General features: G+C 71.2%; 10 protein-coding genes and 3 pseudogenes. 6 read left to right on the forward strand and 7 right to left on the reverse strand.

The genetic code is table 11. The annotated features are described in order from the left end of the window. Positions 1-15: 15 nt before the first annotated feature. The 6 genes and pseudogenes from OG798_RS10055 to OG798_RS10080 form a co-directional block, all read right to left on the reverse strand. Positions 16-714: an alpha/beta fold hydrolase gene (locus OG798_RS10055; protein ID WP_267060992.1), complete on the reverse strand. Its 699-nt coding sequence runs from the start codon at positions 712-714 to the stop codon at positions 16-18. Between the two features lie 62 nt (positions 715-776). After that, a complete protein-coding gene (locus OG798_RS10060) occupies positions 777-2,354 on the reverse strand; it encodes a hypothetical protein (protein ID WP_328756834.1) in 1,578 nt (525 codons plus the stop codon). A 645-nt stretch (positions 2,355-2,999) separates the two neighbouring features. Further along, complete coding sequence (locus OG798_RS10065) at positions 3,000-3,770, reverse strand: SDR family NAD(P)-dependent oxidoreductase (RefSeq protein ID WP_267060995.1); 771 nt, start codon at positions 3,768-3,770, stop codon at positions 3,000-3,002. Further along, positions 3,767-5,068, reverse strand: coding sequence for a histidinol dehydrogenase (gene hisD, locus OG798_RS10070; RefSeq protein ID WP_267060996.1), 1,302 nt, complete (start codon positions 5,066-5,068; stop codon positions 3,767-3,769). The genes OG798_RS10065 and hisD overlap by 4 nt, the downstream gene beginning before the upstream one ends. Positions 5,069-5,120: 52 nt before the next feature. Then, complete coding sequence (locus tag OG798_RS10075; RefSeq protein WP_267060997.1) at positions 5,121-6,062, reverse strand: VOC family protein; 942 nt, start codon at positions 6,060-6,062, stop codon at positions 5,121-5,123. Further along, positions 6,059-7,033: pseudogene (locus OG798_RS10080) on the reverse strand (fumarylacetoacetate hydrolase family protein). The gene OG798_RS10075 and the pseudogene OG798_RS10080 overlap by 4 nt, the downstream one beginning before the upstream one ends. Positions 7,034-7,261: 228 nt before the next feature. Between OG798_RS10080 and OG798_RS10085 the strand changes: the two are divergent. From OG798_RS10085 to OG798_RS10110, 6 genes and pseudogenes are all read left to right on the forward strand, one after another. Next, positions 7,262-7,564 carry an antibiotic biosynthesis monooxygenase family protein gene (locus OG798_RS10085; RefSeq protein ID WP_328756835.1) on the forward strand — a complete coding sequence of 101 codons (303 nt, stop codon included), beginning with the start codon at positions 7,262-7,264 and terminating at the stop codon, positions 7,562-7,564. 49 nt (positions 7,565-7,613) lie between these two features. Then, positions 7,614-8,738 (forward strand): FAD-dependent monooxygenase, encoded by a 1,125-nt coding sequence (locus tag OG798_RS10090; RefSeq protein ID WP_267061000.1) that lies wholly within the window; start codon positions 7,614-7,616, stop codon positions 8,736-8,738. Then, positions 8,735-9,739 (forward strand): amidohydrolase family protein, encoded by a 1,005-nt coding sequence (locus OG798_RS10095; protein WP_267061001.1) that lies wholly within the window; start codon positions 8,735-8,737, stop codon positions 9,737-9,739. Before OG798_RS10090 ends, OG798_RS10095 begins: the two co-directional genes overlap by 4 nt. Beyond that, complete coding sequence (locus tag OG798_RS10100; RefSeq protein WP_328756836.1) at positions 9,736-10,704, forward strand: cyclase family protein; 969 nt, start codon at positions 9,736-9,738, stop codon at positions 10,702-10,704. Before OG798_RS10095 ends, OG798_RS10100 begins: the two co-directional genes overlap by 4 nt. A 131-nt stretch (positions 10,705-10,835) precedes the next feature. Beyond that, positions 10,836-11,168: pseudogene (locus OG798_RS10105) on the forward strand (FAD-binding protein); the annotation flags it as partial. Positions 11,169-11,622: 454 nt separating this feature from the next. After that, positions 11,623-11,940, forward strand: a pseudogene (locus OG798_RS10110) (SDR family NAD(P)-dependent oxidoreductase); the annotation flags it as partial. Positions 11,941-11,975: 35 nt separating this feature from the next. On the opposite strand, the gene OG798_RS10115 reads toward OG798_RS10110, so the two are convergent. Continuing rightward, a complete protein-coding gene (locus tag OG798_RS10115) occupies positions 11,976-13,226 on the reverse strand; it encodes an RNA polymerase sigma factor (RefSeq protein ID WP_443054182.1) in 1,251 nt (416 codons plus the stop codon). Positions 13,227-13,228 lie beyond the last annotated feature (2 nt).

Below are 13,228 nucleotides of genomic sequence, written 5' to 3' on the forward strand. Positions count from 1 at the left end.
TCGAGCAGCACGGATCTAGACGCCGTCCCTGCCCTCGTCCAGGAACGCGCACACCGCCTCCGTGAACGCCTGAGGTGCCGCGCTGTGGATGAGGTGTCCGACGGGGATCGTGACGACTCGCCCGCCCGGGACGCGGCGGGCGAGTTCGGCGATGCCGTCCTGGGGCACATGGCTGGCGGGTCCGCCGGCCAGCACCAGCGTGTCGGCGGTGATCCTGCTCAGTCCCTCGAGCCAGGCCGGGTCGGGCGCGTCGATCTGCCTTCTGACGGCCACCACCATGTCCCAGTCGAAGGTGAGCTCGCCGTCGGGCCTGGTCGGGGTGGTCTTCTCGCGGCGCCGCGGAATCGGCACGTCCTCCAGGACGAGCCGGCTCACCCGCTCCGGTCGCTCCTGCGCGAGCAGGTAGGCCACGACCCCGCCCATGGAGTGTCCGATCAGGTCCACCGTGCCGAGTCCCAGCACGTCGAGGAACCGGAGCACGTCGGCACGCATGAGTTCGAGCGAGTACTCCCCCGGCCAGTCGCTCCGCCCGTGGCCGCGCAGATCGAGGGCGTACACCCGTCGTCCGCGGGCGAGGGCGGGCATGACCTCGGCCCAGTCGGCGCTGTTCTCGCCGAGCGCGTGCAACAGGACGAGCGGCGGAGCGGACTCCTGCCCCCACACCTGGCAGACGAGCCGGACCCCTCCCACATCGACCGTACGGTGATCAACCATGCGGGAGAGGATATGCGTGGGTCGTCGCCCGCGGGGTCCCGGCGTCGGACACCCCCGGCGGCTCAGCCGACCGTGAGGACGATCGCGCCGGAGTAGGCACCTCCTGCCTCGATGGCCGTCTGCGTGCCGTCGACCGTCATGGTCACGGACTTGCCGCCGGTCGCCCCCACCGCCGCGTCGGCGGCGAGCGTCAGCCGGGTCAGGTACGAGGTGCCGGTCACGGTCCAGGTCGAGCCGCTGTTCAGCTGGACGATCACGCCGTTGTTGACGGCGGGCGTGACGGTGTTGGTGACCTGGCCCAGCTCGTAGAAGTTCGAGGAGTCGATCGTGTCGACGCGGTGCTTGGCCTCCGCGACCGAGATGACGCCCTGCACGGTCGAGTCCTCGAAGGTGAGGACCATGTTCTTGCCCGCGCGCATGCCGTTGTAGAAGTCGCCCGCCAGCGCGATGGAGGTGAAGGTGGCGGCGCCGTCGGCCGTGTGGACCGAGGTCGGGTCAAAGGAGGCGTCCTTGGCGGGGTCGCCCGTGGGTTCGGTGTAGACGCCGACGTTCATCATCTTGCCGTCGACGTTCACCGGGCCCGGGTCGTCGCTCTCGATCATCTGCAGGATGATCCCGTTGCCGGGGTTGAGCTGCGCGCCGTCCGAACCGTCCACCGTGATCGAGGTCTGCTGGCCCTTGTTGAGGAAGGTGGTCTGCGCGGAGGTGATGACCGTACCGCCGTCCAGCTTCAGCGTGCCGGTGCCGAAGAACATGAAACCGAAATGGCCCGAGTCGACGACCGTGATCCGGGCCGGGATGTCCGCCAGTTCGGCCTTGGTCAGGCCGAGGCCGAGCGAGGAGTTGAGCTCCGCGACGGCTTCGCGGGTGCTGTCGCCGTAGTGGATCGAGGCGGCCGGGCCCGCGCAGATGGTGGCGTAGCTGCCGACGTCGAACTGCGAGCCGAGCACGCGGACGGTGGCGTCCCCGATGGCGTAGGTGCCGTAGCCGTACGTTCCCGTGTTGCCGACGCTGCTGTTGATCGCCGTCAGCTGGAGCCCGCTGCCGCCCTCCACCGACAGGGCTCCCCAGGTCTCCGACTGCACGGTCGAGTTGATGTACGTCGCCTTGGTGCCGGCGCCTATGAGGTTGGTGGCGCGGACATTGCCGTCGAGGCCCAGCATCCATGGCACGGACTCCATGTACGGGGTCTCCACGGTCGCCTGGTAGTCGGCGGGGAGCGTGCCGTTGCGGGCCCGCAGGCGGGAGTTCTTCACGATGACGTTGGCGCCGTCGTCCGCGACGACCGTCGTGCGCACCACGCCCTTGTTGGTGATCCTGGCGCCGTCCACGACGAGTGTCGTGGCCGAACCGGTGCCGACGACCGCGGCGCCGTATCCCGCGAAGTCGCAACGCCCGTTGCCCGTGAGGGAGATGGCGGGGCTCTTGAGCGTGTAGGTGCCGTTCTTCACGAAGACACCGTCGAAGCACTCGCCGGTGGAGGTGATCGCGACGTTGCGGGCGAGGCTGTCGGTGAGCGTGCCGCCGACGACGCCGGACAGGACGGACTTGGCCCGGTCCACGCCGTCGGCGCCCACGTAAAGTGCCTGCCGGAAGGGGAAGGTGACGGTCTGATAGGTGACCGCGTTGGCTTCCGCCACGGTGAGCACGATGTCGCCCTGGTAGGTGCCCGGCGGAGATCAGCGTCTCGGTTCCGCCCGTCTCGGTGAGGAGCTGCCCGGTCTCGACCCCGTCGACGGTGAGGGTGACGCTGTACCCGTCGGGCGCGGTGACCTTTCCGCCTTCGGCTATGGACAACTCGCTCACGGCCGTGGTCGCGGAGAGCTGGTACGTCTCGCCGGCTCCCACGGAGATCTTGCCCGCCCTCGTCGCCTTCGGCGCGGGCGCCGCGGCCAGGGCGGGCGCCGTCGAAGCGAGCAGGGCTCCGGCCGTGGCCGTACCGGCGATCAGGAACGAACGTCGGGTGATCAGCGTCATTGCATGCCTTCCCAGAGATCGAATGCGCCGTCGCGCAGCGTGACCGGCCGGCCGTCGGATTCATGGGGGCGACGGCTCGGGCGGAGGCACCAAAGGTGCGCGCGTGGGAAAGTCAATCAGCCCTGTGCACAAGGGAGTAGCCACCTTGTGGACACATACCGGAGGGCGATGTCTCGGATCATTCGGCCCGCTTCATGGCCGTCACACAGAGTGTTCACAGACGGTTCGGCGGGGAACGCACGCCGGTGCGGCGGACGACCTGGAGCCGTCCGCCGCACCGTGCTCACCGTGCCCACCCGCGCCCGGGACTACGCCGGTGCGACCATCCCCGCCGACAGGTCGATGTCCGCCCCGCACAGCCCCGGCATCGCCAGCATCGCCACCAGCGCCCGGGCGACCTCGTCCTCCTCCACGAGCCGGCCCAGCGCGGCGCGCGAGGCGAAGTCCCGCTCGGCGGCCTGGACGCTCGTCCCGGTCAGCTCGGCCGTCAGCCGGAAATTTCGGTCCATGCGCGGGCCCCGAACCGGCCCGGGGGAAAGGGAGTTGACCGCGACGCCGTGCGGCCCGACCTCGCCCGCCAGCGTCCGGGTCAGACCGAGGAGCGCCATCTTGGAGGCGGTGTACGGGGTGCGGTTCAGCAGCGGCCGCTTCCCGCTCACGGAGGCGATGTTGACGATGTCACCGCCTCCGGCCGCGATCATGGGCGGCAGGAAGGCCCGACACATCAGGTACACCCCGCGGACGTTGGCGGCGAACACCTCGTCCCACTCCTCGGGCTCGATGTCGGTGAGCGGGCGTACCGGTCCCGCGACTCCGGCGTTGTTGACGAGCAACGACACCTCCTCGTCGGCGAGTTCGAGGGACAGGGCGCACACCGACTCCGGATCGGAGACGTCACACACCGCCGTACGGGCCCCTCCGTCCTCTTTGGCCACCCGCGCCGCGGCGTCGGCGAGAGCACCCTCACTGCGGCCGACGAGGATCACCCGGGCTCCGGCTCCCGCCAGGGCGAGCGCGAAGGCCCGCCCCAGTGGTCCGCCGCCGCCCGTGATCAGCGCCGTACGCCCGTGGAGGGTCATGCCTTGTTCCACGGCAGTTCGTCGCCCGCGGCCTTCGCCGCCCGTACGTCACCGGAGCGGGCGTGCCCCTGGAACAGCTCGACGCGGGAGGCGCGCCCGCACAGCCGGCCGAGCAGCGCCCCCGAGCCGGAGTCCGTGACCTCCTGATAGGTGACCGTCTTGAGGTACTTCCCCACCCACAGGCCGCCGGTGTAGCGGGCGGCGCCCCGGGTCGGCAGCACATGGTTCGTGCCGATGACCTTGTCGCCGAACGACACACAGGTGCCCTCGCCCAGGAAGAGCGCGCCGTACTGCGTCATCCTGCGCAGGGCCTCGCGCGGCTCGGCGGTCAGGACCTCGACGTGCTCGAAGGCGAACGCGTCGGCGAGCGCGTACAGCTCGTCGAGGGAGTCCACGACGTGCACCTGCCCGTGGTCGCGCCAGGCGGGCCCGGCGAAGTCGCGCGTGGGCATGCCGGGGAGGAGCCGCTCGACCTCGGCGAGGGTCCTCTCGGCGATCTCGCGGGAGGTGGTGATCAGGACGGCCGGGGAGTCGGGACCGTGCTCGGCCTGGGAGAGCAGGTCGACGGCGCACACGAAGGGGTCGGCGGCGCTGTCGGCGAGGACCAGGATCTCCGTCGGGCCCGCGAAGAGGTCGATGCCTATCTCGCCGAACAGCTGCCGCTTGGCCTCGGCGACATAGGCGTTGCCCGGCCCGGCGATCAGGTTCACCGGCTCCATCGTGTCCGTGCCGACGGCCATCGCGGCGACGGCCTGCACCCCGCCCAGCAGCCAGATCTCGTCCGCGCCCGCGAGATGCGCGGCGGCGACGGTGGCCGCGGGGATCTCACCGTGGATCGGGGGCGTACAGGCGACGACCCGCGGCACGCCCGCGACCTTCGCCGTGACGATGGTCATGTGCGCGGACGCGGTGAGCGGGTAGCGGCCACCGGGGATGTACGCGCCTGCCGCCCGCACCGGGATGTGCTTCTGCCCGAGCCTGACGCCCGGCAGGGTCTCCACCTCGAACTCGCCCATCGAGTCGAGCTGGTGGCGGGCGAAGGAGCGCACCTGGTCCTGGACGAAACGGATGTCGTCGATGACCTGCCGCGGGACCGAGGCGACGATCTTCTCGATCTCCTCTGCGGAGAGCCGGAAGGCCTCGGGGCTCCACCGGTCGAACTTCTCGGAGTACGCGCGCACGGCCGCGTCGCCGCGCTCGCGAATGTCCGCGATGACGCCCGCCACGGTCTCGCGCACCTGGTCGAGCGAGGCCGTGACCTCCGCCCCGGGTACGGCGTGCTTCAGGATCGTTGCCACAACTGCGGCCTTTCTACCGGTGGTTGACGACGGTCGACGGCCCGGACAGGCCCTAAACGGGGGGTGCGACGAACAGCACGTCGGGATCGTTGAACTGCTCCTTGGCGACCGACTCGCTCATCGGGTCGGCGGTGCCCCACTGGTCCTGGGTGATCGGGTCGTCCACGTCGTGGCGGCCCGGGTGCCACAGGTCCTCCTCCAGGACCGCGAGTTCGGTCGTGTACTCGACCGTGTTGCCGTGCGGGTCGTGGAAGTAGGAGAAGGTGTTGTCGCCCGCGAGATGGCGGCCGGGACCCCAGGTGAGCCGCGTCCCGGCGTGCATCGCCCGCCCCGTACCGCGCATGTACTCCTCCACTCCGCGCATCTCGAACGAGGCGTGGTGCAGGGAGGCATGAGGTCCGCGTGCGATGGCGAAGGAGTGGTGGAGCGGGCTGCACCGCAGGAAGTACATGAGGTCGCCCATGTGCGCCGAGTACAGGGTGTCGGTGAGCCGGAAGCCGAGGTGCCGGACGTAGAAGTCCCGCAGCCCCTCCGGGTCCTGCGAGTTGACCACGCAGTGTGAGAGGCGCACGGGGATCGCCTCACGCTCCTCGATCCTGCGGTGTGCGCGCGTCTCGACATCGGCCGACACCTCCACGACCCGGCCGTCCGGGTCGAAGAAGCGGAATCCGTAGCCGCCGCCCGGAGTGTCCAGAGCCCCTGGTTCGCCGATGAGTCGGACCCCGGACCGCCCGAGCCGCAGATGCAGTTCGTCCACGGCGGCCGGCGAGACGGCGCCGAAGGCGATCAGGTCCATCCGCTTCCGCTCGTCCTCGCGGATGCGGACGATGTACTGCTCGGGGCTGCCCTCGGCGGCGAAGAAGGCGATCCCGCTGTCGCCGGCGACCTCGGTCAGGCCCCAGGTGGTGCCGTAGAAGGCGCGCTGCCTGGCGAAGTCCGGTACGGCCAGGTCGACATGGCGGAGATGGGTGATGGGCTGGAAGGTGGTGGTCACTGTCCGCTCCTGACGGTGTTGCGCTGGTGGCCCAGGCCCGTGATCTCCGCCTCCATGACGTCTCCGGGCTTGAGGAAGACACCCCAGTGCGCGCCGTTGCCCGCCGGGGAACCGGTGAGCAGCAGGTCGCCGGGGCGCAGGGTGGTGGTCGTGGAGACGTAGGCGATGAGCCGGGGAATGTCGAAGATCATGTCCTTGGTGGACTCGTCCTGGCGCGCGACTCCGTTGTGGCGCAGGGTGATCCGGACGTCCGCGTCTTCGGTGGGGTTGCCGACGAAGGCGGCCGGTACGAGGAAGGGTCCGGTCGGCAGGAAGGTGTCGGCGTTCTTGGCGGTGAACCAGTCGGTGCCGATCGCCTTGAGGTCGGGCCGGTAGAGCCGGTCGCGGGTGGTGAGGTCGTTGCAGATGGTTTAGGCGGCGACGCACGACATCGCGTCCTCGGCGGGGATGTGCTTGCCCGTCCTGCCGATGACGAGGGCGAGTTCGAGTTCCCAGTCGTGCTGCTCACCGAGCGCGGGCAACTCGATGTCGTCGTACGGGCCGCAGATCGCGCGGGGCGAGCCGAGGAAGACGTACGGGACGCCGCCGCGGATCCGCTCGTCCATCATCCGCTCGGCGTCCGCGCGGGCCTCCTCGGGCGTGGCGCCGTGCACACTCTCCTTCTCGGCGGCGACCAGGTCCACCACGTGCTTGCGGTAGTTGGCGCCGCTCTGCAGGACCTGGCCGGGCTCGATGGGGGCGAGGACGCGCAGGTCGGCGAGGGCGTGCCAGGCGTCGGCGGTCTCCTCGGCAAGGTCGACCAGGCGCGGGAAGAGGGCCTCCCAGTCCTCGACGACCGCGCGCACGGACGGGACCAGGTCGGACAGGTCACGTACCCGGGGCCCGACGACCAGGCCCGGGAAGACCCGGGAACCGTCCCCGAAGGTGCCGAGGGCGAAGGGTCCGGTGTGGGAGGGGAGTCGGTCGGGCACGGGCGGTCTCCTCGTACGGCGGGTGGCTTGCCGTCGACGCTAGGCAGCGCGGGGGCGGGGCGGAAATGGCGATCCGCGATGCCTGCCATCAGGGGGCCGGAGGCCGTGTGATCAGCGGCCCATCGTCGTACGGGATGGATGACGTCCCCCTTGCCGATGCCTCGATCCGTTGACCCTGCAACGACCCTCCGAGCAGGCTCGGAGCACCATCGGACCTGAGGAGCGAGTGTGATCGTCGAGCATGCCGAACTGACCGTGGAAGCCGGTCGTGAGCGGGTCTTCGAGGCCGTCTTCGACAAGGCCCGCGAGGTGCTCGCCGAGGCGGACGGGTTCCGCTGGACCGAGCTGCTGCGCTGCGAGGAGCGCCCTGATCGCTATCTGCTGCTCGTCGGCTGGACGTCCGTGGAGGCGCACACGGTCGGCTTCCGCAGCTCCGAGCGCTTCGAGCGGTGGCGCGCCCTGGTCGGGCCGTTCTTCGCCGCGCCGCCCGTCGAGCACTACCGCACGCTCGGCGACCGCTTCACCGCCTGACCGCCCCCACCGCGCCCCTGTTCTTCTTCTACGTTCGCAAGGATCGCCCATGCCCCTACACAAGGTGCTCGTCGTCGGCGGCGGCATCACCGGTAGCGTGCTGTCGCTCGCGCTCGCCCAGCGGGGCGCCGAGGTCGAGCTCGCCGAGATCTCGCCCCAGTGGTTCGGTGTGGGCCACGGCATCACCGTCCAGGGCAACGCGCTCAAGGCGCTGCGCTCGGTGGGCGTGCTCGACCGGGTGCTCGCCCGGGCCGTCCCCTTCGACGTGATGCGGCTGCGCCGGGCCGACGGCGGACTGCTCGCCGAGCTGCGCACCCCGCACACCGGCGGCGCCGAGCTGCCGTCGACGGCGGGCGCGCTGCGCTCGGACCTTCAGGACGCGCTGTGCGACGCGGTCCACGCGCAGGGGGTGCGCGTCCGGCTCGCGCTGAGCGTGGCGAAGCTCGACCAGTCCCCGGACCATGTGGACGTCACGTTCACCGACGGCACCAGCGGCCGCTACGACCTCGTGGTCGGCGCCGACGGCATCAACTCGCGGATGCGGCAGCTGATCGGCATCACCACCACGCCCCGCCCGGTAGGTATGTCGATCTTCCGGGTGGTCGCGCAGCGGCCGCCCGAGATGGACTGCGCGGAGGTGTACTACGGCGGCCCGCGCTACAAGGCCGGCTACAGTCCGATCTCGCCCGACCAGTGCTATGCCTACCTGCTCGACGAGAACCTCGACGCCGCACTGATCGGTCCGCGCGCCCCGCTGTCGCTGCTGCGCGAGCGCGGCGCCGGGTACGGCGGAACCTGGGGCAGGATCCTCGCCTCGCTGCCGCAGGACACCCCGGTCGACTACCGGTGGATCGAGACGATCCTCGTCGACGAGCCCTGGTACCGGGGCCGTACGGTGATCATCGGGGACGCCGCGCACGCCTGCCCGCCGCTGATCGCGCAGGGCGCCGCGATGTGCGCCGAGGACGCGGTCGTGCTCGCGGAACTCGTCACCGGCGGGGCGCCGCTGGAGAAGGCGCTCGACACGTTCATGGCGCGCCGGCTGCCCCGGGTGCGGGTGGTGCTGGAGAACTCGCTGCGGCTCGCCGACTGGGAGATCCACCCGGAGACGCCCGGCGCGGACCCCGGCCGGATCATGTCGGAGACCCTGGACTATCTGACGGCCGCCGCATGAACGTTCCCGTCGTGGACTTCCACGGTCACCTCGCCGTCCCCGCCGCCGACGCGCTGTGCGCGGGCACGCCCGGCCTGGCCGCCGAGCTGGCGGCCGAGGCGCGGGCGCACTCCGCCACGTCACTGGCGGTCAACCGCGCCCAACTTCATTGCCTCGCATCGAAGTTGACGGACGTCACGACCAGGCTCGCCGACCTGGACACGATGGGTGTCGACCTCCAGGTGGTCGGCCCGATGCCGATGCACCACTACTGGGCGGACGCTGATCTCGCCGTACGCCTGACGCGCACGGTCAACGAGGCCGTGGCCGCGCACTGCGCGGTGGCGCCGGAGCGGCTGTACGGCCTCGGCACGGTCCCGCTCCAGCATCCCGACCTCGCGGTCGCGCTCCTCGACAAGGCGGTCACGGAGTACGGCCTGTACGGGATCAGCGTGTCCACGACCGTGGACGGACGGGAACTCGCGGACCCCGCGCACGACCCGGTGTGGCAGCGGGCCGAGGAGCTCGGCGCGATCGTCTTCGTGCACCCCTGGGGCTGCTCGCTCGGGGAACGGCTGGCCACGCACTACCTCGGCAACACGGTCGGACAGCCCGTCGAGACGACGGTCGCGCTCTCGCACCTCATCTTCACCGGTGTCCTGGACCGCTTCCCTCGCCTCAAGCTCGTCGCCGCGCACGGCGGGGGTTATCTGCCGACGTACATCGGCCGTTCCGACCACGCCTGGCACCTGCGCGAGGACGCGCGCGGCTGCGCGCAGCCGCCGAGCGCGTATCTGCGGCGCATGTGGTTCGACGCGCTCGTCTACACCCCGGGCGGACTGCGCCATCTGGTCGAGGAGGTCGGCGCGGAACGGGTCGTCCTCGGCACCGATCACCCCTTCGACATGGGCGTCGAGGACCCGGTGGCCCGGCTGGACGCCGCGGGGCTGTCCCCGGCCGACCGTGCCGCCGTCGCCGGGGGCAACGCTCTCGACCTGCTGCAGAAAGGACGTACGCGATGAGTCTGGGTCCGATTGAGGAAGAGCTGGCCAAGGCCCGCTCCGCCTACCGGAACTGGGGCCGTTGGGGTGAGGACGACGTGCTGGGCACGCTCAATTTCATCGACGACGCGATACGGGCGCACGCGGCGGGCCTGGTCCGCCGGGGCCGGTCGTTCTCGCTCTCCCAGGAGTTCAACGAGAGGGGCCCGCAGCGCGGTTTCCGCGGCCGGATCAACCCCGTCCACTACATGAAGGACACCGGTTCGGACGCGGCCACCGGGACGCAGGGTTTCCCGCACGGCTTCGGAGGCGCCGACGACCATGTCGTGATGCCGCTCCAGGCCTCCACCCAGTGGGACGGCCTCGGGCACATCTACGACAACAAGCAGGCCTGGAACGGCCGTCCGTGCACCATCGTCAACGGAGACGGGGACTCGGTCACCGGCATCGAGCACATGAAGGACGCCTTCACCGGGCGCGGGGTCCTGCTCGACGTGGGCCGCGCGGTCGGCGACGAACACGGTGAACTCCCGGACGGTTTCGCGATCCTGGAGGAGCATCTGCGCGCCACGATCGAGGCTCAGGGCGCCACCTCGTCCGTACGGCGCGGCGATCTGGTCCTCATCAGGACAGGGCAGTTGGGGCGGGTACGGCGACTCGGCGCGTGGGGCGGGTACGCCGCCGGGGACGCCCCGGGCCTCTCCTTCACCACGCTCGGCTGGCTGCACCGTACGGAGATCGCCGCGATCGCCTCCGACACCTGGGGACTCGAGGTACGCCCCTACGAGTTCGCCCAGCCGGCGATGTCCCCGCTGCACCAGATCGCGATCCCCAACATGGGCCTCCCGCTGGGTGAGATGTGGGACCTGGAGGAGCTGGCGGAGGACTGCGCTGCCGACTGTGTCCACGAGTTCCTGCTGATCGCGGCGCCGCTGCCGGTCACCGGCGCGGTGGGCGCCCCCGTCAATCCGATCGCGATCAAGTGAGTACGAGCGTGTACATCGAGCGTCTCTCAGGCACCCTCCACTTCCCCGGCGACGAGGACTTCGAGGAGGCGTGTTTCGGCCGGGTCTTCAACGCCCGCCGCCCGTCGGACCGCACCCCCGCCGCCGTGCTGATGGCCGAGTCCGAGCAGGACGTCGTCGACGGCGTACGACTCGCCCTGGAGCGGGGCTGGCAGGTCGCCGTCCGCTCCGGCGGGCACAGTTGGGCCGCCTGGTCGGTGCGCGAGGACGCGCTGCTGATCGACCTCGGGGGTCTGCGCGAGATGGCGTACGACCCGCGGACCGGGATCGTGACGGCGACCCCCGGCATCAAGGGCGGCGACGAACTCAATCCGTATCTGGGAGAGTTCGGGCGCTTCTTCAACGGCGGGCACTGTCCCTCCGTCGGCATCGGCGGCTTTCTGCTCCAGGGCGGCCAGGGCTGGAACGCGCGCGGCTGGGGCTGGGCGGCCGAGAGCATCGTCGCGATCGACGTCGTCACCGCCGAGGGCGAGCTGGTGCGTGCGGACGAGACGCACCACGGCGACCTGTTCTGGGCGGCGCGCGGCGCGGGCCCGGGCTTCTTCGGGGTCGTCACCCGCTTCCATCTGCGCACCCGCCCGCTGCCGAAGCATCTGGCGCACACCGTCCACGCCTACCCACTGGCCCTGTTCGACGAGGTCATGACCTGGCTGCACGGCATGCACCACACCGTCTCCGACCTGGTCGAGATCGTCGCGCTGACACAGACCCCGCCCGCCGGGGACGGGCCGGTGCTGCTGGTCACGGGCGTGTCGATGACCGACACCGCCGAGCAGGCCGCCGAGGCGCTGGCCCCGTTGCACGCCAACCCGTACGCGGACCGGGCGCTGCTGCGGATCGAGGCGCGGCCGACCACCCTCGCCGAGCAGCTTCAGGGCCGCGAGCAAGTGGGCGCTCCGGGGCCTGTCGAAGGTGGCCGCGCTGGAACTGGCGCCGCGCGGTATCCGTACGAACGTGATCCACCCCGGTTACATCGAGACGCCCCTGATGGCGACGGCCGACCCGGTCTTCACACGGGCGCACCTCTCGATGACTCCGCAGGGCCGCCCGGGCACCTGCGAGGAGGTCGCTCCGCTGGTCGTGTATCTGCTCTCCGACGAGTCGTCCTACGTGAACGGCGCCGAGATCACCCTGGACGGCGGCTACTCGGCGCACGGCGGCGTGAAGGCGATCACGAACGCGCTCGACGCGGTGTGACCCCCGGGCCCGGGGACGGTCGCCGCGGACGGGTCCTACGCCGATCGGCACTGCGTGAGCCGCTTCTGCAGAAAGCGCCGCTCGGCGGCGTTCTCCACGAGCTCCAGCGCCCGGTCGTACGCCTCGGCCGCCTCCGCCGGGCGTCCCATGCGGCGCAGCAGATCCGCGCGGGTGGCGGGCAGCAGGTGGTAGCCGTCCAGCTCGCCCTCCCGCTCCAGCTCCGCGACGAGCGCCAGCCCCGCTTCCGGGCCCTCGGACATGCCCACCGCCACCGCCCGGTTGAGCCGCACCACGGCGGAGGGCACGAAGCGCGCCAGTTCCCCGTACAGCGCGGCGATGTCGGCCCAGTCCGTGTCCTCGGCCGTCGCGGCGGTGGTGTGGCAGGCGGCGATGGCGGCCTGGATCTGGTAGGGCCCCGGGCGTCCGCGGCGCAGGGCGGTCTCCAGGAGGGCGGCGCCCTCGTCGACGGCGGTCTTGTCCCAGGCCGTACGGTCCTGGTCCTCCAGCGTCACCAGTTCGCCGGCCGGGTCCACCCGGGTGGCGCGCCGGGCGTCGTGCAGCAGCAGGAGGGCGAGCAGACCGAGGACCTCGGGTTCGTCGGGCATCAGACGGGCCAGGACCCGGGCGAGCCGGATGGCCTCCGCGCAAAGGTTCGTACGCACCAGGTCGGCGCCGGACGTGGCGGCGTACCCCTCGTTGAAGAACAGGTAGACCACGCCGAGGACGCCGGTGGTGCGTTCGGGCAGCAGATGCGCGGGCGGTACGCGGTAGGGGATGCCGGCGTTGCGGATCTTCCGTTTGGCGCGCACCAGGCGCTGCGCCATGGTCGCCTCGGGCACGAGGAAGGCGCGGGCGATCTCCGGCGTGGTGAGCCCGGCGAGGGTGCGCAGGGTCAGTGCCACCCGGGCCTCGAGGGGGAGCGCCGGGTGGCAGCAGGTGAAGATGAGGCGCAGGCGGTCGTCCCGGACGCCGCTGTCGTCGCCGTCGTACTCCGGGTCGCTGGGCCCGTCGTCCCGTGCCAGCACCGCAGCCTCCCGCAGTTTCTGAGCGCCCACCGCCTCGCGGCGCAGCACGTCCAGGGCCCGGTGGCGAGCGGTCGTGGTCAGCCAGGCGCCGGGGCGGCGCGGCACTCCGTCGCGCCGCCACCGGTCCAGGGCCTGGGCGAAGGCGTCCTGCGCGCACTCCTCGGCGAGGTCCCAGTCGCCGGTCACCCGGATCAGGGTGGCGACGACCTGGCCCCATTCCTCGCGGAAGGCGGCGGCGACCGCCGCCTCCACGTCGCTGATGT

Source organism: Streptomyces sp. NBC_00271, assembly GCF_036178845.1.
GTDB lineage: Bacteria > Actinomycetota > Actinomycetes > Streptomycetales > Streptomycetaceae > Streptomyces.

What these genes read in the sequence shown, in the direction of transcription:
- OG798_RS10055 (WP_267060992.1), bottom strand. Translation starts at nt 714, where the DNA reads ATGGTTGATCACCGTACGGTCGATGTGGGAGGGGTCCGGCTCGTCTGC.
- OG798_RS10065 (WP_267060995.1), bottom strand. Translation starts at nt 3,770, where the DNA reads ATGACCCTCCACGGGCGTACGGCGCTGATCACGGGCGGCGGCGGACCA.
- OG798_RS10090 (WP_267061000.1), top strand. Translation starts at nt 7,614, where the DNA reads ATGCCCCTACACAAGGTGCTCGTCGTCGGCGGCGGCATCACCGGTAGC.
- OG798_RS10095 (WP_267061001.1), top strand. Translation starts at nt 8,735, where the DNA reads ATGAACGTTCCCGTCGTGGACTTCCACGGTCACCTCGCCGTCCCCGCC.
- OG798_RS10100 (WP_328756836.1), top strand. Translation starts at nt 9,736, where the DNA reads ATGAGTCTGGGTCCGATTGAGGAAGAGCTGGCCAAGGCCCGCTCCGCC.